This window comes from Azospirillum soli, from assembly GCF_017876165.1.
Classification (GTDB): Bacteria; Pseudomonadota; Alphaproteobacteria; order Azospirillales; family Azospirillaceae; genus Azospirillum; species Azospirillum soli.
In genome coordinates, this window is the sequence record NZ_JAGINQ010000009.1 from 23257 (window position 1) to 43094 (window position 19838).

Genomic DNA, 19838 nt, shown 5'->3' on the forward strand with positions numbered 1-19838 from the left:
TCTCATGCGGATGCACCGGCACATCCCCACAATGGATGAGACCACGCCGTGTTGCACAACCTTGGCATTTCGGTAGGATGGCGACCCAAAACAAGAAACGTCAGCGACACATCATGAAAATCGGTCTTGTCCGCCACTTCGAAGTGAAACTCAACATTCCGAGCCGTCAATGGATGACGCCGGAACAAATCTCCCAATGGATGGCCGACTATGACGGCGCGGAGGTGAATCTTGGCAGCGTGGACCTCGGCGGCACTTCCTGGGCACGCTGCATCTCCAGTGACTCCCCGCGCGCCCAGAAGACCGCGCAGGCCATCTACAGCGGCCCCATCGAATACACCCCCATGCTGCGCGAGCCCGCGCTGAACCAGATCGCGCGCACGAACCTGCGGATGCCCTTCCAGTTCTGGAAGATGGTCCTTCGTGTCGCCTGGATGACCTCGCACAAGTCGCAGTTGGACGCCAAGACGGCCTTCCTCGCCAACGTGCGGACCTTCGCCCACGAGGTCCTGCCAACCTGCCGGGAGGACACGCTGGTGGTTGGCCACGCCGGCTTCATGATGTTCCTGCGCAAGGAACTGCTGCGCCAAGGCTTCAAGGGGCCGAGGTTCACTCTGCCGGAGAACGGGCGGCTGTACGTCTTTGAAAAGCCCTAACTTTCAGCAACCATGAGGTCGCCGAGCTTGGCGAGCAGGTAGTCCAGGTCCTCCGGCGCCAGATCCTCATACTGGGTGAGGATGCGTTCGATGACCCGGCGGCGGTGGCGTTCGATATCCTGCGCCTCGCCGTCGTAGGGGGTTTCCTTCAGCACATCGAGCGCGATGCGGCAGGCGGGCAGCAAAGCCGGCGGCAGCTTCGCCTTGTCGTAGATGGACTTCAGCCCCAACCGTCCGGCGTCATGGATCAGCAGACGGGCGTTGGTCAGCGGAACGTTCGCCATATGGGACATGGCCGTCTCGAAGAAGGCCACGTCGCCCATGCACAAGGCCCGGATCAGCAGCGACGGCGTCAGACGCCCGGTGCGCGACAGTTGGGCGACCAACCGTTCCAGCGCGCCCTCGTCGCTCTCGCCGCTGAACAGGGCGACGGTGGCCCGCTCGCGGCTTTGCAGGATCAGGTCGGAGGCGACCTGCGCCGGCAGCTCGTGGTTGGTGACGAGGTGCTGTTGCAGCTTTTCCGAGACGACCGCGACCAGCCGCTCGGCGATGGTGATCGGCAACCTGGAGCGGTGAACCAAGGGTTCCTGCACCGTTTCGCTGCCGCCGAACCGGTCGATCACGCGGGTCAGGCTGTGCTCGCCCAGCTCCGCCCCCTCGTTGGCGACCAGCGCGGCGACGGCCCCTTCCGACGCCGTTTCGATCAGCGCGTCGGCAACGCTCGCCGACACGGTCGGCCGCTGGGCGATCGCGGCGTGCTTGGCGTCAGTGCCGCTGTGGACGATCTCCACCAGATCGGCGTCGGTCAGAACGGTGGAGACGCTCAGCACCGGAATGGCGACCGCTTCCACGTCGCGCGCCAGCATCAGCGCCACGTCGCGCGGCAGCGACGGGCTGGCCTTCAGGTTCTCGGCCAGCGACTGGCGCACCCGCAAGACCGCGTCGCGGGCCATCACACGGATGATGTCCTCGGCCAGCTTGCGCTCGGAATCCGACAGGGCCGCCCCGTCGAACTGCTTGGCGACTTTGACGGCCAGATCGGAACGGCTGTTCGGGGACGGGTCCGACAAGAGTCGGGAGACGTCGTCCTTCGTCAGATGCTCGGTCATGGGTCCTGGACCCTTCCTGCCCCGGTGTGTTCCCTTATTTTTAGCGGGAACGAATTCACACAACCCATGATCGGCTCAAAGCGTTGAGTCTTCCTTAACGCTGTCAGGGGGCAACGTAGCGCGGCGGCTCCGGCAGGACCGACAGGCGGCGGCGGGTGCCGCGCAGGGCCAGTTCCACGGCGGCAACCTGCTCGTCCACCGAAATCACGATCTGTGAGGTGACCTCCAACTCCCGGTCCTCGTAGACGTAGGTTCCCGGATGCTGCTCCGCCCAGCGGCGGATGGTCTCGTCCCGCTCGCGCAGCAGGGTGCGGATCTGCGGGCGGAACAGGCGCATCATCGCGGTGATCCAGCGGTTCGCCGGCCAGGATGGGCGGGCGTGGTCCACGACGAAGGTCTCGATCATCCGGGTCACGTCCTCGGCCGCGTACCACGTCTCGCCGGTGACCCAGCGGTTGGTGGTGAACAGCCGCACCGGCTGCCCGGCAAGGTCCATGGCGATACCAATCAGATGGGACAGCGCGTCGTTGTCGGAGTCCGGCTCCTTGAAGTCCGGCAGAGGCACCGGGCGGACGCCGTCCGGCATGCCCAACGGCCGCAGGAAGGTGTGGAAATGCCCATGCTCACCCTCGGGCCGCTCGCCCTCCGGGTGGCAGTGGTAATAATACTGGGCATGATATTCGGCGTCGTAGACGTCGCCCGGAGGGTAGTGCCGCCACTCGTACAGGGTGCCGTGCCCGCGCAGCAGTTCCCCGACCACCGTGTCGCCGGTCTTGGCGAGTGCGCGCTGGCACGCCCGCACTTCGCGCGCGGCCTCGGCCATTTCTTCGAGGTCCTCGCGGGGCAGCCCCGAAAGCTCCGTTCCCGAAAACTCAGCCATCGGCCGATCCGCCCCGTCGCCGCTACGCTTGCAAGACTTCCATTACGTATGAGGATGCCGAGGCTTCGCAAGCGGCATTTTCAGCTGGTCCGCCCAGCACCCGCGCGGAACACGGACGTGCCGTTGCGCAGGGTCCATTCCACCAGCTGATTCTGCACCTGACCCAGCGCCTCGTTGAAGGCGGCGACCACATCGGTGAAATCGCGGCCGCGCACGGGCACGACGGCCTCGAAGGTCTCGCCCGCCTCGATTGTCCGGCGCGGCATGGCGACCAGCTTGGCGGCGATGCGGATATGCACCCGCTCCGGATGGGCGGAGGTCGGCGTGGCGTATTCCGCCTGGAAATCGCGCAGGTCAGTCTTCAGCACGAAGTCGGAGCGCAGGCCCACCGTGTCGCGCCCGACCGACACGATCCGCCCGCTGTCCTCGAAGGACTGGACGATCAGCCCGTGGATCATGTTGGGCGCGCGGTCGGCCCAGGACACATCGGCGAAATAGTCGATGGAGGTCGGGGAGCGCGCCACAGCGATGCGCGGCGTGTCGATGGCGCCGCTCGCCACCGGCGCTTCGACCAGCAACTGCCATTCGGCGCGCGGGATGCCGGGATCGACGGTGGCGCGCGGGGTCAGCGTGTAGAGGTTGGGCGCGGTCGGGTTGATCGCCGCGCAGGCCCCCACGGCCAACGCCACCAGACCCGCACAGGTCATCCTGATCCACCGGCCCGTCATTTCCCGCGCACCTCCACGCCCTGCCGCGTCCCGCCGAACAGGAAATTCGACGGATCGTTCTCAATCCGCGTGACGACGCGGGACAATTGCCCGGACAGGTCACGCAACTGGGTGATCAACAGCGTCAATTCATACAGCCCCGTCGCGGTAAAGTCGCGCACCGGTTCGCGGTTCTCGTTCACCATCGCGTTCAGCTGGTTGGTGGTCTTGGTCAGCGCCACCGTGAGGTCGTGCAGATCACCGGTCAGAGTCTTTGTGCCGGTCTCTACGGCGGACAGGGTGCGCTGCGCCTGCCCGACGGTCTGGCTCAACTGCGGCGCCAGCGGCTCGAAGGACTGCAAGGTGCGGTTGGCCTGCGCCATGGTGGCGTCCAGCCCCTTGCTCGCCTTCGCCAGCTCGGCGGTCAGAACGCGGGTGTTCGCCAGGATTTCGCCGAAGGCGGCTTGATTTTGCGGAGTCAGCAACTCGGTCAGGCGGTTGCTCACGTCCAGCGCCCGGTTCAGCAATTGCGGTGCCGCGTCCACCACCACGGTCAAGGAGGACGGGCGCGACGGGATCACCGGAACTCCATTGTCGTGGGCGGTGCGCAGCAGCTCGCTCATCTCCGTGCCGCCGGAGATCTGGACATAGGCGCCGCCGGTGATGCCCTGCACCTCCAACGAGGCGATGGAGTCCGTCTTGATCGGCGTCCCCTCCTGCACCTCGACGGTCACCTGCACGCGGGTGACGTTGCTGGGGTCCAGGCGGATGTCGGTCACCGTGCCGACGGAGATGCCGCGGTAGCGCACGGGGCTGCCCACCTGCAATCCGGTGACGGAGCCGGTGAAGAAGATGTGATAGGGCTGGCGCGTCTCCTCCAGCTGGACCTTGGCGACCCAGGCGGTGAAGACGAACAGGCCGGCGAGCAGGGCCAGCACGAAGCTGCCGACCAGGATGTAGCTGGCGCGGTTTTCCATGGCGTTCGGTCAGGCCTCCGCATGGCGCGCGGCGCGGCCGCGCGGTCCGTGGAAATAGTCGTGGATCCAGGGGTGTGAGTCGTTCAAATGCTGCTCCAGCGTGCCGACGCGGATGCGCTTGTCCACCAGCACGGCGATGCGGTCGCAGATGGAGGTCAGGCTGTCCAGATCGTGCGTGACCATGAAGACGGTCAGGCCCAGGCTGCGCTGAAGGCTGCGGATCAGCTGGTCGAAGGCCGCCGCCCCGATGGGATCGAGGCCGGCGGTCGGCTCGTCCAGGAACAGGATCTCCGGATCCAGCGCCAGCGCGCGGGCCAGCCCGGCGCGCTTGACCATGCCGCCCGACAGCTCCGACGGGTATTTCGGCCCGGCGCCCGGCGGCAGGCCGGCCATGGCGATCTTGATGCGGGCGATCTCCGCCGCTAGGGCCTGCGGCAAGTCGGTGTGCTCCTTCAACGGGACCATGACGTTTTCCGCCACGGTCATGGAGCTGAACAGCGCCCCGTTCTGGAACAGCACGCCGGTGCGAGCCTGCACGGCCACCCGCTCCGCCTCCGACAGCTGGCCGATGTCCTTGCCCAGCAGCTCGATCGACCCTTCCGCCGGCCGGATCAGCCCCAGGATTTCCTTCAGCAGGACCGACTTGCCCGTGCCGGATCCGCCGACCACGCCCAGCACCTCGCCCCTCAGAACGTCGAGGTCCAGGCCCTCGTGCACGACCTGCTTGCCGAAGCGCGTGGCGAGCCCGCGCACGCGGATCACCACCCCATCCCCGCTGCTGGAATCGAAGGACGGCACGGCTCGTCACACCCTCAGGACGGAGAAAAGGACGGAGAACATGGCGTCCAGCACGATCACCAGGAAGATGGACTCGACCACCGACTTGGTGGTCAGCGTGCCGACGCTCTCCGCGCTGCCGGAGACCTTCAGCCCCTCGTAACAGCCGACCATGGCGATGACGAGCGCAAAGACCGGCGCCTTCACGATGCCGACCAGAAAATGCGGCAGGGTGACCGCTCCGTGCAGCTGCCGGATGAAGGTGCCGAAGGTGATGTCCAGCGTCGCGTAGCTCATCACGGCCCCGCCGATCAAGCCCATGATGTCGGCGTAGAAGGCCAGCAGCGGCAGGCTGATCATCAGCGCCAGCGCGCGCGGCACGACCAGCAGCTCCACCACGTCGAGGCCCAGCGTGCTGATGGCGTCCACCTCCTGGTTCACCTTCATCGTGCCGATCTGCGCGGTGAAGGCGGAGCCGGAGCGTCCCGCTACGATGATCGCGGTCATCAGGATGCCGATCTCGCGCAGGATGGAGACGCCCAGCAGGTTCACCACGAACAGCTCCGCCCCGAATCGGCGCAGCTGGTCCGCCCCCTGGAAAGCCAGGACCACACCGATCAAGAAGGACAGCAGCCCCAGGATCGGCAGAGCGTTCAGCCCGGTCTGCTCGATGTGGAACAGCACCGCCCGGCCGCGCAGTCGGCTGGGATTCAACAGCACCCGCCCGAAGGTGATGGTAACGAGGCCGAGGAAGCCCAGCAGGTCCAGCCCCTCCCGCGCCGCGTCCACGGTCGCCCGGCCGGTGCGCTCCAGCATCTCCAGAATCGGATGGGAGGGCGGAAGCAGAGGCTCGGCGGGGGGCTGCCCGGCCTTGCGCACGGCGTCGAACAGGGCGGCGTGCTCCGGCCGGACGCCGGTCACCGACACCGCGTTCCCGGCCGCCGTCAGGCGGTCGGCAAGGCGCGCCAGGAGGTAGGCGCCCGCCGTGTCCATGGCGTCGAGCCGTGAGAGGTCCAGCCGCAGGGGCCCTCTTCCGTCACCGGGGCTGAAGGACTCCAGCTCGCGTGCCAAGCCGCCGGCCGCCTTCAGGTCCCAGCGCCCGAGCGCCGTGACCAGCCAGCCGCCGTCATGCTGGTCGCCGTCGCCGATACGCGACGCCTCCACCCAGGCCCCTTCGCGAGCCATCGCTCCGCCACCCTGTCCCGTTTACCGAAAAGGCTTAGTCCAAACTGATTTCGTTCGAACTTGGCCGCAAGCGACGGCGGCGGTCAACCGTGGGGCGGGCATGGCTGCGACGCAGCGGTGGTTTGCACCGGACGGGCGCGGTCGATAGTATGCCACCGCTTTTGCACAGGAACACGCCGACCATGTCGAACGCCATCAAGCTCAAGGAGCACATCCGCGGCATTCAGGATTTCCCGAAGCCCGGTATCCTTTTCTACGACATTTCCCCGCTTCTGGCCCACGCCGAGGCGTGGAAGGAGGCCATCAACCAGCTGGCCGACGCGATCCGCCCGCACAAGCCGGACCTGCTGGTCGGCATCGAGTCGCGCGGCTTCCTGATCGCGGCCCCGCTGGCCCTGGCGCTCGGCACTGGCTTCATCATGGTGCGCAAGCACGGCAAGCTGCCCGGCGACAAGGTCGCCCACTCCTACGACCTGGAGTACGGCACCGACACCATCGAGGTGCAGGCCGACGCGGTGAAGCCCGGCCAGCGCGTGGTGGTGCTGGATGACCTGCTCGCCACCGGCGGCACGATGGTCGCGGCGATCAACCTGCTGCGTCAGGTCGGCGCCGACGTCCGCGCCGCCGCGTTCCTGGTCGAGCTGACCTTCCTGAACGGCCGCGAGAAGCTGGACGTCCCCAGCGTCTCCCTGATGGCGTACGACTCGTAAAAGAATGGTCTGAAACGCAACACGGCCCGGCCGTCCTGGGACGACCGGGCCGTGGCTTGCCGTAAAACCTGCCAGGGCGTTAGGCGGCGAGCGGCTTGGAGAGCTTCTCGACAGCCACGTTGATGCGGGCGCTCAGCGGGGCGATGGCCTCGTTGGTGACGCGGGTCGAGAGGTCCTGGATGCGGGTGGCTTCGGACACGAAGGACTCGAAGCTGGACTTGAAGAAGTCGGTCTGGAGATCGACGACCTCCTTCAGCGACTTGGCGGTCAGCAGGGACTTGCCGGTGGTGATCGACTTGTCCAGCGACGCCTGGGTGTAGGCGACGACCTCGCGGCCGAGGTCCTGGGCGCCCTGCGAGGCGATCGTGCCGCTCTGGACCAGAGCGTCCACGTTGCCCTTGCTCAGCTCCTGGAAGTCGGCATAGCTCTTCAGCAGTTGGGCGGAGATCTTCTCGACCTGCTCCTTGGCGGCCGCGGCGGTCTGCTCGAACTGCTTCACGGCCTGCTCCTGGCCGGCCTTCACGAAGCCCTCGACATGCTCCTTGGTCTGGGCGGCAACATCCTCGAAAGCCTTGGTGGCGGGCTTCGCCTTGGTCGCGGTGGTCATCGTCTGCGTTCCTTCCTTGTCAAAGCCCGGCGTACATCCCCTTTGCAAAGGTTGGAGGCTTGCGGGCGGCGATTCTCCATCCCCACCCCGTCCCCCGGAGCGAGAATGCTGCACTGCAGCAATGGCTAATTTATGAGCACTCGTTTGTGGAGTCAACAGAGATTTTTGTGCAGTGCACAATGGGCGTGAGCCCCCTTGTCCGCCCAACCACCAGGGCGCGCAAGCCGCCGGATTTCGCGCGCAACCGGGCTACCCTTAACGGAAGCTTTACCGCCGGTCGTGCCTGATCCTACCGCAGTCGCCGAACGGATGCGCTTCGGCCAAAAGTCAGCAAAACTGCGGCAGGATGCCGCAGCCTTTCAGCGTGGGGACGCCCGTTCATGACCTATTGCCTCGGCATCAAGACCCGCGACGGCCTGATCGGCCTGTCGGACGGCCGTATCACCAGCGGCTCGCAGCTGTCCTCGGCGCGCAAGGTGACGATGGTGGGAAGCGGCGGCGACCGCTTCTTCATCATGAACTCCGGCCTGCGCAGCGTGCGCGACAAGACGCTGGCTTACCTGCGCCGCGACATGGCCAAGCGCCGGGGCGAGACCTATCCGACCATGCTCGACGCGCTGTCGGCCTTCACCGCCTGCCTGCGCCAGGTCGCGGCCGAGGACAAGGAGTCGCTGGAGGCGTCCAAGTTGCACTTCAACCTGCACGCCATCATTGGCGGGCAGTTGGCCGAGGACCGCGAACCCTACATGTTCCTGGTCTATCCGGAGGGCAACTGGATCGAGGTGGACGAGCGCACGCCCTACCTGTCCATCGGCGCCACCGCCTACGGCAAGCCGATCCTGGACCGCGCGCTGACCTACAACACCGACATGCAGACGGCGCTGAAGATCGCCTACCTGTCCTTCGACAGCACGCGCTTCTCGACCAACGACGTGGGCTTCCCCATCGACATGGTCTCCTACCACGCGGCGGAGCGAAACTGGCGCCAGTCGAACTTCGATTACGACGATCTGGTCGAGCAGCGGCTGTGGTGGAACCGGAACATCACCGAACTGGCCCGCCGCATGCCGGACGGCCCGTGGGTGGACACGCTGGTGCCGAACGCGCTGCGCAAGGCCGTAACCGAGGAGCCGGCGTAACCGCCCTTACCGCTGGGCGCCGGCGAACAGCCAGGCGCCGAACAACGAGGTGGGGCCGACCAGCCCGCGCGGCCCCACCTGCACCTCGAACAGCGGGCCGGCGCTGTCGACCCGGCCGCCGGTCGGCAGGGTGCGCGGGGCATCCTCGGGTTTGGGCAGCGTTGGAAAGGCGACGCCGGTCTGGTCGGCTTCCCGCAGCGGCTCGATAAAGCGGATGTCCTGGAAGCGGTCGGACGGATAGGGGTAGGCGTTGAAGAACCAGTTGCCGCCCCGGCAGCCGTTGACCAGCCAATAGACCCCGTTGGACGGCAGCCGCATGCCGCTGGGCGCCGGGTCGAAGGCGCCACTCTCGTAAAGGCGCAGCACGAACAGCGCGAACTGCCGGGGGGTAAGCTGGACCCGCCCGACCGGCCCGCGCCCCGCCGCCAGCGGGTCGTTCAGGTCCATGCGGGTAAGGTCGGTCGCCTCAAGAACCCGCGCCTCGACGATGGCGCCGCCCTTCGAGGCATCGCCAACCACGTCGTAGGTCCGGACGTGCTTGTTGTAGTCGGCGTTGAAGACCAGCCGGTAGTGGTCGCTTCCGCCCTTGCCGCAGGCCGCGCGCAGGTCGTCGCCGTTCAGGTAGCTGATCCAGGTGAGCTTGCGGGCGACAGGATTGTCAGTCGGGCCCGTCGAGGCGCAGCCGGCCAGAAGCAATCCCGCCAAGGTTCCCACCATCACCCCACATCGTGCGCGTGCCTTGCGCGGCGTCGGTTCGTGCATGGGAAGCCTCGCGTCCGGTAGGAGGAGCCGGGTGGCCGGCGGCGGTGGATGGGAGTGCGCCTGCTGTCGGACAACACGGTGCATCGCCGCGCGGTCCCACCGTACCCCATTTTCGTCACAGCCTCGCCAAAGAAGTCGAAGGCGTAAATTAACGAATTCACGCTAGACACTGATTCATCAAGAATTTACCATTGCACCAAACAGCAAGTATTAGCCTTTGGCGGGGGCATCATGAGCTTGACGCGCAGCGTCGTTCGAACCGGTCTCTTTCCGTTCGCCTTTGGCGCGCAGGAAAAAGAAGGGGAGCGAGGCAGGAAGTGGCGTGAGGGCGGGCGCTTGACGCGCGTTCTGTTCGCCGCAGTGGCGCTGTCGGGCGCGATGCTGGCCTCGGTGCCGGCGCTGGCGGCGAAGTACGCGGCAATCGTCGTGGACGCCCGGACGGGTGAGGTTCTGCACGAAGAGAACGCCGACGTTATCACCTACCCGGCGTCCCTGACCAAGATGATGACGCTCTACCTGACCTTCGACGCGCTGGACGAAGGTCGGCTGACGCTGGACCAGGCGCTGCCCGTGTCGTCCTGGGCCGAGGCGCAGTCGCCGACCAAGCTGGGCCTGCGCGCCGGCCAGAGCATCCGCGTGGAGCAGGCGATCCTCGGGCTGGTGACCAAGTCGGCCAACGACGCGTCGGTCGTTCTGGCCGAAGCGCTGGGCGGCAGCGAGGCCCGCTTTGCCGAGATGATGACGCGCAAGGCCCGCGAAATGGGCATGCGCAACACCGTGTTCCGCAACGCCAACGGCCTGCCGAACATGGAACAGGTGACGACCGCGCGTGACTTCTCGATCCTGTCGCGGGCGATGCTGTCCGACCATTCCAAATACTACCCGTATTTCGCCCGCCGCAACTTCGTCTACGGCGGCCGCAGCCTGCACAACCACAACCGTCTGATGTCCCGGTACGAGGGCATGGACGGCATCAAAACCGGCTACACGGTCGCCTCCGGCTTCAACCTAGCGGCGTCGGCCGTGCGCGACGGGCGCCGTCTGGTGGCGGTGGTTTTGGGCGGCAAGTCGGCGGTGTCGCGCGACAACCGCATGGCCGCGCTGCTCGACAAGGCCTTCGGCAAGGCGGGCAGCGATCCGGACGCGCCGGTCGTCGCCCGCGCCGGGAAGGCCGCCCCGCAGGTGGTTAGCGCCGCGCCGGACGAAGACGACACCCCGCCAGCGAAGAAGCCGGCCAAGGCCACGACCTCCGCGAAGGGCAAGCCCCCGGAGAAGCCGGCCGCGCAGTTGGCCTCCGCCACCAGCACCCCGGCCGTCGCCAAGGGCCGCGACGGCAACGTCTGGGGCGTGCAGGTCGGCGCCTTCTCCACCCGCGACGCCAGCAGCAAGGCGCTGGTTCAGGCGAACAAGCAGGCCCCCTTCCTGCTGCGCAACGCCAAGAAGACCATCGTCGAGGTGAAGACCGGCGACACCAAGGTCTTCCGCGCCCGCATGACCGGCCTGGATGAAAAAACCGCCCGTCAGGTCTGCTCGGAACTGACCCGCCACGGCCACCGCTGCGTGCCCGTGTCCCCGAACGAGAAGCTGTAAGGAAGCGCAGCCTCTCTCCATTGGCCCCTCCCCATGCCGGAGGGGGGCTTTTACTGGACGCTCGCCACCCTCACGGCGGCGTCCAGCAGGGCACCGTCCCCGCCGCGCCGGGCGATCAGCGACAACCCAACCGGACAACCGTCCGCCTCTCCCAACGGGAGCGTCACCTGCGGCAGACCGGCCAGTCCGGCGATGCAGGTCAGGCACAGCGTCCGCGCCCGATACGCCTCCAATTCCTCCGCTGAGGCGTTGCGCGCGGGCGCCAGGGTCGGCGCGGTCGGCAGGCACAGCACCGCCCCGCCCGCCAACAGCCGCTCCAGTTCCGCCGTCATGCGCGCCCGCACCTCGTTGGCGGCGCGCTCCATCGCCTCCGTCACCGTGGAGGCCCAGGCGAAGCGTTGCGCCACCGGGGCGCTGAAGCCCGGCCGCGCCTCGGCGATCCAGGCGCCGTGCGTGCGCCATGCGTCGCGCGATTGCAGCACCCGGAACACCTCCCGCCAGCCGGCGAAGCCGTCGCGGCTCAGCGTCACGTCGCGCGGCGGTCCCAGGACCGAGGTCACCGCGTCAAGCGCCGGTCCTAGAGCATTCCGCACCGGTGCGTCGGCCGCGCCGAACGCGTCCTCCACCACCAGCACGCCGGTCGGCGGAGCCTCCTCCCACACGCCCAGCAGCGCGCGCCCGACCGCCGCCAGCGGGCCGGCCTCGCGCGCGAACCAGCCCACCGTGTCGAAGCTGGGGGCCAGCGGCACCACGCCCACATCGCTGACCCGCCCATGGCTGGGCCGGAAGCCGTACAGGCCGCAGAAGCTCGCCGGAATCCGCACCGACCCGCCCGTGTCGGTTCCCAGCGCGATGTCCGCCAGACCACCAGCCACGGCTGCCGCCGATCCGCTGGACGACCCGCCCGTGAAGCGCAGCGGCGTCCTGGGGTTGGTCGGCGCGCCGTAGTGGGCGTTCTCCCCGGTCAGGCCGTAGGCCATCTCGTCCATCACCGTCTTGCCGACGATGGAGGCTCCGGCATCGAGCAAGGCGCGCACGGCCGGTGCCGTGTCCCGCGCCGCGTCTTGCGAGGCGAGCCATGCCGGGCAGCCAGCCCCGGTCCTGTAGCCCGCGATGTCGAACAGATCCTTCACCGCCAGCCGCAAACCGGCCAGCGGGCCGGCCGGCGCGCCCGCCACGGTCACGCTGGCGTGCCCGCAGAAGGCGCCCAGGAAATCTGTCGAACCAAAATCCGTTGAACCAAAATCCGTTGAACCAAAATCCGTCGAGCCCAAACCCGTCGCGCTCACGCCCGCCTCCCCTCCATGCCCTTGCACAGCATTCAAGCATGAGATTGCCCGTCTGACGAGCGGCCAGCCCAACAGGCGGGCGCATGCCCATTGTTTGAGCGGGTCATTTCTCGTCTTTCCGCCCATTTTCCACGCTCCCGGCCATGGCACGGGCTTTGCCACGCGAAGCCGTTCAACTTCGCTCGGTAGGGCGACCATGACCCATCTGGCTCCGGTGACCCTCGAACCGCCTCCCCTTCTCGCCGTCAGGCCGCCCGAGACCGTGTCCATGCGCACGCGGGACGGGGTGCGCCTCGACGCCGACGTCTACCGTCCCGATGCCGAGGGCGCGTGGCCCGTGCTGCTACTGCGCGTGGCCTGCGGGCGGCGCACGGCCCTGACCAGCCAATACGCCCACCCTCGCTGGTTCGCGGCACGCGGCTATGTGGCGGTGGTGCAGGACGTGCGGGGCTGCGGCACGTCGGAAGGCCGTTTCCACCCCTTCGAGGCCGAGCGCGAGGACGGCGCCGACGCGGTCGCCTGGGCGGCCTCCCTGCCGGGCTCGAACGGAGCGGTCGGCATGTACGGCTGCGGCTACGCCGGCATGGCGCAGTTGCTGGCGCTCGCCGAGCGGCCCGATGCCTTGCGCGCCATCGTGCCCGCCCTTGCCGGCTGGGATGTCTTCACCGACTGGGCGACGGAGGGTGGCGCCTTCCGCCTTGCCGACGCAATGGGCTGGGCCTTGCGGTGCGCCGCCGAGTCCGCCCGCCGCGTCGAGGACGGTGCCGCCTACGGCGCGTTGCTGGATGCCATCCGCGCCCTGCCGCTGAAGGACGAGATCCCCTCACGCCCCAAGGTTCTGCGCGAGTATGCCCGCCACTGCCATTATGACGACTGGCTGACCACCCCCGGTCCGGGGCCGAGCTGGGATGCCCTGTCCCCCCGCGCGGTGTTGGACGGATTGGCCGTGGACGTTCCCATTCTTCAGATCGGCGGCTGGTACGATCCCCGGCTGGCCGGGACGCTGGACGCGCACGAGGCGCTGTCCGCGAACGCGACAGCTCCGGTGCGCCTGCTGGTCGGCCCCTGGACCTCGGCCGGCACCGCGCCCGACGCGCCATCCCTCGACAGCCTGCAACTGGCCTGGTTCGAGCGCTTCCTGAAGGGCGAGCCCAACGGCGCCGAGCGCGCCGGCCCCGTCCGCCTGTTCGACGTCGTCGCCCGGCGCTGGCGCGATCTGCCCGCCCTGCCGCCCGCCTCCGTCCCGTTCCACCTCGCCAGCGACGGCCTTGCTACCCGCCGCGAGGGCGGAGCGCTTCAGGATCGCGCGCCGGCGGAATCCTTCCTCGACGTGGTGGTGCACGACCCGCGCGACCCGGTTCCGGCGGTGGGCGGGCACGCGGTCCCCGACGCCGGGCCACGGGACCGCGCCGCCATCGACGCGCGCCCGGACGTCGCCATCTACACGACGGCGCCGTTAGCGGCTCCGCTCGCCCTGTCCGGCCGGGTGGCGCTTGATTTGTGGGTGGAGGCCGATGCGCCGTCCTTCGACGTCAGCGCGGTGCTGTCGGTGGTGATGCCCGATGGGCGGGTGCTGCCGCTGACCCAGAGCCACGCGCGGGTCGAGCCGGGCGGGTCGCAGCGCCCGCTGCCCATCGCCCTGCGGGCGGTCTGCGCGACGCTGGAGGCCGGTTGCGCGCTGCGCCTCAGCCTTGCCGGCGCCTGCTACCCCGCCTATCCGGTCAACCCCGGCACGGGCGCGGAACCCGGCGAGACCCGCCTCGTGGACGCCCAGCCGATCACACTGCTCATCCACGGCGGCGGCGACCGCCTGTCACGCCTGCTGTTGCCCATGGAGACCTTCTAGGTCGTTACGCGTCCTCGTCCAGCTCGGCGCCCGCGAGGTCGGCGACCTTCTTGGCCGCGCCGATCAGGCAGACGTCCAGGCTCTGGTCCAGCAGGCGCATCATCAGCTCCCGGAAGGGCGCCTTGTCGCCGACCGACCAGGCGCGCTCCACCATGTCGCGGTACAGGTCGCGGTCGTCCGGCCGCACCACGACCGGCGGGTAGCCGGCGCGGTTCAGGATCAGGTTGCACAGCAGCAGCGCCGTCGCCGCGTTGCCCTCGTAGAAGGGGCGCACGCTCATCAGGCGGTGGTGCGCCTCGAAGGCGGTTTCCGGCCCGGCGTCGGTCCGGCGCAGCCAGCCGGACAGCGCCGACATCGACACACGCACCTTCGCCGGATCGGGCGATGCGCCGACGCCACCGTCCTTCAACGGGCCTTCCCGGTACTTGCCGGCCGCTTCGTCGATGCCCTGGTAGAGCACGCCGTGGAAGGCGGTGACGGTCCGCTCGGTCACCACGCCGCCGGGCTGGAAGGACAGGCGCGCCATCAGTTCCAGCGCACCGCGATGGTTGAGGACGAGCCGTTGCGCGGCGGGGGGGCGGTGCCGCAGGATCGCTCCACGGTCGAGCACCGTGCGCACCTCCTCTGGCTTCAGGTCCCCGCCTTCGACCGTGTTGCAGGCGGTGGTCAGCTCCAGCTCGAACCAATCGGCCAGATCGCGCACGACGGTCATCGGCAGCGGCCTGGCACTGTCCAGCGCACGCTTCTTTTCATTGATGTCGTCGAGCAGAGCCATGCCCAGCAACTCCCCCGGTCCTACACGAAGTCACATGCCTGCGGTTTTTTGCCGCTTTGATCGGCACCGTTGCCGGTTTTAGAATCCCTGTCAAGAATGGAGCGGCTTCAATATTATTCATCCATTCCATCGCCCCGGGGAGGAAAGACGTCATGGACCATGTCGCCTGGGACCCAACAATGAGCGTTGGCGTCGAAATCCTCGACGACGACCACAAAAAATTGATCGGCATGCTGACCGTTCTTCTGGAAGATGGCGTTGCGTCGAAGAACCGCGACGATCTGGTCCGGCTGCTGAATGGCCTGCTTGAGTACACGAGCGTTCACTTCGCGCGCGAAGAAGATCTGATGGATCGCCAGGGTTATCCGGACCTGGATGCCCACAAGGCCGCCCACCGCTACTTCGTGGACGAGGTGCGGAAGCTGTCTCGGGAGTATGACGAGAGCAACACGATGATGCTGCGCATCGACCTGATCCTGCTGCTCAAGGAATGGCTGATCGAGCACATCCAGTCGGTGGACATGCGCTACAAACCCTTCATGGCGGAGTCCGCCGGAACCGCCACGGCTCACTGAGCAGCGCGGGGAAAACCCCTCCCCCGAAAACCCCTCCCCCTAAGAAGGAAGAGGGGCTCGTCGCGGTTACCGGGTCGTGGTGGTGGAGCGCGTCGTGTCGGTGGACGTGCCCGTGGTGCCGCTGGTTCCGGTGGTCGAGGCGGTCGTGCCCGTACCGGTGCCGGCCCCGGTCGTAGACCCCATGCCGGCCATGGCCGAAGCGCCGGCCGTCGTCGTGCCGGTCCCGGTCAGGCCGCTGCCGGTCGTGCCGGTGTGCTGGCGGACGCGCAGGTTGTTCTGCACGTGCCGCACGCCGGAGATGGATTCCACGATGTCCTCCGCCCGACGGCGGGTCATGCGGTGATCGACCGTTCCGGACAGCGTCACCTCGGCGTTGCTCACCGTCACGTCGATTTCCGACGCGTCGATGTGCGGGTCGTCGGTCAGCCGGTCGTTGACGTCCTCGCGGATGCGATCGTCGGAACGGGTGTAGCCGCGCGGGCCACGGCCGCGATGCTGCGCGCGCATCTCGTCATCGCGCCGGCGGCGTTCAGCGTCCTCGTCGCCGAACCAGGAGGCGATCTCGTCGCCCGCCCGCTCCAGGAAGCCGCGATCCTCGCCATAGCCACGGCTCGACTCACGGCTGCGCCGCCAGTCGCTGCGGCCCCAATCGCTGTCGGTGCTGCCCCAGCCCCGCCCACGGTTGCGGTCCTCGCCATAGCCGTATTCCGTGCCCATGCCGCGATAACCGGCAAAACCACGGCCCTGGCCGTAGCCTTCGTACCGGTCCGACGAACGCCCGTAATCGCCGCGCCCGTAGTCGCTGCCGGAACTCATGCGGCCCCAGTCCGACCGGCTGCCATAATCACGGTCCATGCCGTAATCGCGTCCCATGCGGTCCTCGCGCGCGTAGCCGGACCCGCCATAGCCGCCGAAGCTGCTGGAGCCCTGCCGGCCGGAATAACTGCCGGAGCCGTAATCCTGCCGCCAATCGTCGTCGCGCCCTGTCCAGCGGCCGGAATCCGCGTAGGTCTCGCGTCCACCCTGCCAATCTGACATGCCACGGCCGGACATGCCACCCCGGCCATAATCACGGCTTTCGTTGTCCCGGCTGCCCCAGTCCCGGCTGCTGTAGTCGCGGCTTCCATAATCCCGGCTGCCTTCCCGGCGTCCGTAATCGCCCACATCGTAGGCGCCGCGCCCATAATCGCCGCGTCCGTAACCACGGCTTTCATCCTGATCGTAAACGCCGGCGTTGCGGTTCTGTCCGCTCCAGCCACGGCCTTCGTTCCGCCAGCGATCGTCGTCGCTCCAGCCGCGGCCCTCGTTCCTCCACCGATTTTCGTTCTGCGCCATGGTGCAAGGCTCCCGTTTCTCGTTGAGCTCCGTCCTCCGTGACGGTCTCCGGTCAACAGCCCCTTGACCTCGGGCGTTCCCCTTTCATCCGGCACGCAAATTGCTGATACCCGATCATTGCTGATGTCCGATCAGTCATCCACGCACACTTCGGCCCCGGTTCCTCGAACCGGGGCCGCCTTTTTCCCCGCTTCAGCCATCGCGCCGCATGCGTTAGCCTCAACGCACGCCCAGGGGAGATGCGGACATGCACGCCACTACGCTGGGGCACACGCGCCACAGCTTTCCCGATCTGAAGGCCCTGCTCGCGGCGGCCAGCCCGCACCGTTCGGGCGACGCGCTGGCCGGCATCGCCGCCGACAGCGACGAACAGCGCGCCGCCGCGCGCTTTATCCTCGCCGACCTGCCCCTGAAAACCTTCCTGGCCGAGCCCCTCATCCCCTATGAGGAGGACGAGGTCACCCGCCTGATCCACGACAGCCACGACGCCGACGCCTTCGCCCCCATCGCGTCCCTGACGGTCGGGCAGTTCAGGGAATGGCTGCTGTCGGAATCCGCCGACAACCCCACGCTGGCCGCGCGCGCCCCCGGCCTGACGCCGGAGATGGTCGCGGCGGTGTCCAAGCTGATGCGCAACCAGGATCTGATCGCGGTGGCGCGCAAGGCCCGCGTCACGGCGGCGTTCCGCAGCACGCTCGGCCTCCCCGGCCGGCTGTCCGTGCGGCTTCAGCCCAACCACCCGACCGACGATACAAAGGGAATCGCCGCCAGCATCCTCGACGGGCTGCTGATGGGCTGCGGCGACGCGGTGATCGGCATCAACCCGGCAACGGACAGCATCCCCAACACCATCCGCCTGCTGGAACTGGTGGAGGGCATCCGCACCCGCTACGCCATTCCCACCCAATCCTGCGTGCTGGCCCATGTCACCAACACCATCGCTGCCATCGAGCGCGGCGCGCCGGTGGATCTCGTCTTCCAGTCCATCGCCGGAACGGAGGCCGCCAATCGAGGGTTCGGCATCGACCTCGCCATCCTGAAGGAGGGGCGCGAGGCCGCCCTGTCGCTGAAGCGCGGCACGGTCGGCGACAACGTCATGTATTTCGAAACCGGCCAGGGTGCGGCGCTGTCGGCCGACGCGCACCACGGCGTGGACCAGCAGACGGTGGAGGCGCGCGCCTACGCCGTCGCCCGCGCCTTCAAGCCGCTGCTCGTCAACACGGTGGTCGGCTTCATCGGCCCCGAATACCTCTACGACGGCAAGCAGATCATCCGCGCCGGGCTGGAGGACCATTTCTGCGGCAAGCTGCTGGGCGTGCCGATGGGCGTGGATGTCTGCTACACCAACCACGCGGAGGCCGACCAGGACGACATGGACACGCTGCTGACCCTGCTGGGTGTCGCGGGCGTGAATTTCGTCATGGGCGTGCCGGGGGCGGACGACGTGATGCTGAACTACCAGAGCACATCCTTCCACGACGCGCTGTATCTCCGCTCCGCCCTGAACCTGCGCCCGGCCCCGGAGTTCGAACGCTGGCTGGAGGGCATGGGCCTGCTGCGCGCGGACGGCGGCATCCGCGACCTGCCCGCCCCCGCCCTGACCAACCTGCTGGGCCAAGCGGAGGCCGCGGAATGAGCGATGCACCGGCCAACGACCCCTCAACCAATGATCCCTGGGCGCGCCTGCGCCTTGCCACCCGCGCCCGCATCGGCCTGGGCCGCGCGGGCGATGCCTTGCCGACCGGCGCCTTGCTGGATTTCCAGCTCGCCCACGCCCGCGCGCGGGACGCCGTGCACACGCCCTTCGACACCGACGCGCTCGCCGCCCAGTTCGGCAATGTGCCGGTCGTCCGCGTGGTCAGCGCGGCCCCGTCACGGGCGGTCTATCTGCAACGCCCCGACCTCGGCCGCCGTCTGTCGCCGGAAAGCGCCGCCGCCCTACCCCCCGGCCTCTTCGACGTGGCGTTCGTCATCGGCGACGGCCTGTCGGCCACCGCCGTGCACGCGCACGCCGTTCCGACGCTGAAGGCGATTCTGACCCGTTTGGATGGATGGAGCGTCGCCCCTGTCGTTCTGGCGACCGGCTGCCGCGTGGCGCTGGGGGACGACATCGGGGCAAGGCTGGGCGCCGGGATGGTCGCGGTGCTGATCGGCGAGCGGCCGGGGCTCAGCACCGCCGACAGCCTGGGCATCTACCTGACCTACGAACCCAAGCCCGGCCGCCGCGATTCGGAGCGCAACTGCATCTCCAACATCCACCCGCCGGACGGGCTCGGCTACGAGGCGGCGGCCGACAAGCTGGCGTGGCTGATGCGCGAGGCGCGCCGGCTGAAGCTGACCGGCGTTTCTCTGAAGGACGACGCGCCGGCCCTGGACGCGCGCCCCTGAACGCGCCGTAGACGCCCTATGCGGTCGTCGGCAGTTCCAGCAGGCGTGCCACGACGCCCCGCAACTCGTCGTTCATGAAGGGTTTGTAGAGGACGGCGTCCGCGTTGAACATTTCGGTCATCTTCAACACGTAGCCGGCCGGCAGGTTCGGTGCGCCGCCGGACATCGCCACCACGCTGGTGCCGGGGTAACGCGACCGCACCGCCTTGATGACCTCGACACCGTCGACCTCCGGCATCAGAACGTCGGTGACGACGAGATCGAAGGTGCTCTTTTCCAACTCCGCGATGGCGATGCGTCCGTTTTCCGCCTCCACCACCTCAAGGCCAAGCGCCTCCAGCACATCGACGACCGACAGCCGCACCGCCGGTGCATCTTCGACGACCAGAACCTTCGCCATGACCACGCTCTCGCCTGAATTCTTGTTGTTGTTCAATATCCAGGGAATTACGCGGGTGTGGTCAAGCGCTTTGGCCGATTGCGGCGTTTTGCTGCAGACCGAGCGTGGAACGGACGGTGTCGACACGGAAC

At 68.0% G+C, this 19838-nt stretch carries 20 protein-coding genes; 8 read left to right on the forward strand and 12 right to left on the reverse strand.

The window, feature by feature from the left end; translation table 11 throughout:
• Positions 1-173 precede the first annotated feature (173 nt).
• Positions 174-656 carry a histidine phosphatase family protein gene (locus J2852_RS15525; protein ID WP_209877050.1) on the forward strand — a complete coding sequence of 161 codons (483 nt, stop codon included), beginning with the start codon at positions 174-176 and terminating at the stop codon, positions 654-656.
• Here the strand turns inward: J2852_RS15525 and spbR are convergent.
• From spbR to J2852_RS15555, 6 genes are all read right to left on the reverse strand, one after another.
• Entirely contained in the window at positions 653-1765 is a 1113-nt protein-coding gene (gene spbR / locus J2852_RS15530; RefSeq protein ID WP_209877051.1) for a SpbR family protein, read from the reverse strand. The two genes, J2852_RS15525 and spbR, sit on opposite strands and share 4 nt — an antisense overlap.
• Before the next feature lie 103 nt (positions 1766-1868).
• Positions 1869-2645, reverse strand: coding sequence for a DUF6969 family protein (locus J2852_RS15535; protein WP_209877054.1), 777 nt, complete (start codon positions 2643-2645; stop codon positions 1869-1871).
• Positions 2646-2725: 80 nt separating this feature from the next.
• Positions 2726-3352: an ABC-type transport auxiliary lipoprotein family protein gene (locus tag J2852_RS15540; protein WP_246499697.1), complete on the reverse strand. Its 627-nt coding sequence runs from the start codon at positions 3350-3352 to the stop codon at positions 2726-2728.
• Between the two features lie 17 nt (positions 3353-3369).
• Positions 3370-4329, reverse strand: coding sequence for an MlaD family protein (locus tag J2852_RS15545; protein ID WP_209877057.1), 960 nt, complete (start codon positions 4327-4329; stop codon positions 3370-3372).
• Between the two features lie 9 nt (positions 4330-4338).
• Entirely contained in the window at positions 4339-5127 is a 789-nt protein-coding gene (locus J2852_RS15550; protein ID WP_343206755.1) for an ABC transporter ATP-binding protein, read from the reverse strand.
• A 6-nt stretch (positions 5128-5133) separates the two neighbouring features.
• Positions 5134-6291 carry an MlaE family lipid ABC transporter permease subunit gene (locus J2852_RS15555; RefSeq protein WP_209877059.1) on the reverse strand — a complete coding sequence of 386 codons (1158 nt, stop codon included), beginning with the start codon at positions 6289-6291 and terminating at the stop codon, positions 5134-5136.
• A 194-nt stretch (positions 6292-6485) separates the two neighbouring features.
• On the opposite strand from J2852_RS15555, the gene J2852_RS15560 reads away from it, so the two are divergent.
• Complete coding sequence (locus J2852_RS15560; RefSeq protein ID WP_209877477.1) at positions 6486-7001, forward strand: adenine phosphoribosyltransferase; 516 nt, start codon at positions 6486-6488, stop codon at positions 6999-7001.
• Positions 7002-7080: 79 nt separating this feature from the next.
• Here the strand turns inward: J2852_RS15560 and J2852_RS15565 are convergent, their stop codons facing one another.
• Positions 7081-7608, reverse strand: a complete 528-nt coding sequence (locus tag J2852_RS15565; protein ID WP_209877061.1) for a phasin family protein — start codon at positions 7606-7608, stop codon at positions 7081-7083.
• Positions 7609-7988: 380 nt separating this feature from the next.
• On the opposite strand from J2852_RS15565, the gene J2852_RS15570 reads away from it, so the two are divergent.
• On the forward strand, positions 7989-8747 hold the full coding sequence (locus J2852_RS15570; RefSeq protein WP_209877063.1) for a proteasome-type protease: 759 nt from the start codon (positions 7989-7991) through the stop codon (positions 8745-8747).
• Between the two features lie 6 nt (positions 8748-8753).
• On the opposite strand, the gene J2852_RS15575 is transcribed toward J2852_RS15570, so the two are convergent.
• Complete coding sequence (locus tag J2852_RS15575; RefSeq protein ID WP_209877065.1) at positions 8754-9464, reverse strand: hypothetical protein; 711 nt, start codon at positions 9462-9464, stop codon at positions 8754-8756.
• Positions 9465-9845: 381 nt separating this feature from the next.
• Between J2852_RS15575 and J2852_RS15580 the strand changes: the two genes are divergently transcribed.
• Complete coding sequence (locus J2852_RS15580; RefSeq protein WP_246499699.1) at positions 9846-11099, forward strand: D-alanyl-D-alanine carboxypeptidase family protein; 1254 nt, start codon at positions 9846-9848, stop codon at positions 11097-11099.
• 50 nt (positions 11100-11149) lie between these two features.
• Here J2852_RS15580 and J2852_RS15585 read toward each other — a convergent pair whose 3' ends face one another.
• The gene (locus J2852_RS15585) at positions 11150-12658 is read right to left on the reverse strand and encodes an amidase (RefSeq protein WP_343206756.1); all 1509 of its coding nucleotides are present in this window, start codon (positions 12656-12658) and stop codon (positions 11150-11152) included.
• Here J2852_RS15585 and J2852_RS15590 point away from each other — a divergent pair.
• Positions 12585-14234: a CocE/NonD family hydrolase gene (locus tag J2852_RS15590; protein ID WP_209877072.1), complete on the forward strand. Its 1650-nt coding sequence runs from the start codon at positions 12585-12587 to the stop codon at positions 14232-14234. The genes J2852_RS15585 and J2852_RS15590 overlap by 74 nt on opposite strands.
• 4 nt (positions 14235-14238) lie before the next feature.
• Here the strand turns inward: J2852_RS15590 and J2852_RS15595 are convergent, their stop codons facing one another.
• Positions 14239-15009 carry a Fic family protein gene (locus tag J2852_RS15595; protein ID WP_209877074.1) on the reverse strand — a complete coding sequence of 257 codons (771 nt, stop codon included), beginning with the start codon at positions 15007-15009 and terminating at the stop codon, positions 14239-14241.
• Positions 15010-15161: 152 nt separating this feature from the next.
• On the opposite strand from J2852_RS15595, the gene J2852_RS15600 reads away from it, so the two are divergent.
• Positions 15162-15584: a bacteriohemerythrin gene (locus J2852_RS15600; protein ID WP_209877080.1), complete on the forward strand. Its 423-nt coding sequence runs from the start codon at positions 15162-15164 to the stop codon at positions 15582-15584.
• Between the two features lie 66 nt (positions 15585-15650).
• Here J2852_RS15600 and J2852_RS15605 read toward each other — a convergent pair whose 3' ends face one another.
• Positions 15651-16919: a BON domain-containing protein gene (locus tag J2852_RS15605; RefSeq protein ID WP_209877082.1), complete on the reverse strand. Its 1269-nt coding sequence runs from the start codon at positions 16917-16919 to the stop codon at positions 15651-15653.
• Positions 16920-17166: 247 nt separating this feature from the next.
• Between J2852_RS15605 and J2852_RS15610 the strand changes: the two genes are divergently transcribed.
• Together J2852_RS15610 and eutC are read left to right on the forward strand one after the other, a co-directional pair.
• A complete protein-coding gene (locus J2852_RS15610; protein ID WP_209877084.1) occupies positions 17167-18555 on the forward strand; it encodes an ethanolamine ammonia-lyase subunit EutB in 1389 nt (462 codons plus the stop codon).
• Positions 18552-19307, forward strand: coding sequence for an ethanolamine ammonia-lyase subunit EutC (gene eutC / locus J2852_RS15615; RefSeq protein ID WP_209877086.1), 756 nt, complete (start codon positions 18552-18554; stop codon positions 19305-19307). Before J2852_RS15610 ends, eutC begins: the two co-directional genes overlap by 4 nt.
• A 16-nt stretch (positions 19308-19323) precedes the next feature.
• Here eutC and J2852_RS15620 read toward each other — a convergent pair whose 3' ends face one another.
• On the reverse strand, positions 19324-19707 hold the full coding sequence (locus tag J2852_RS15620) for a response regulator (protein ID WP_209877088.1): 384 nt from the start codon (positions 19705-19707) through the stop codon (positions 19324-19326).
• Positions 19708-19838 lie beyond the last annotated feature (131 nt).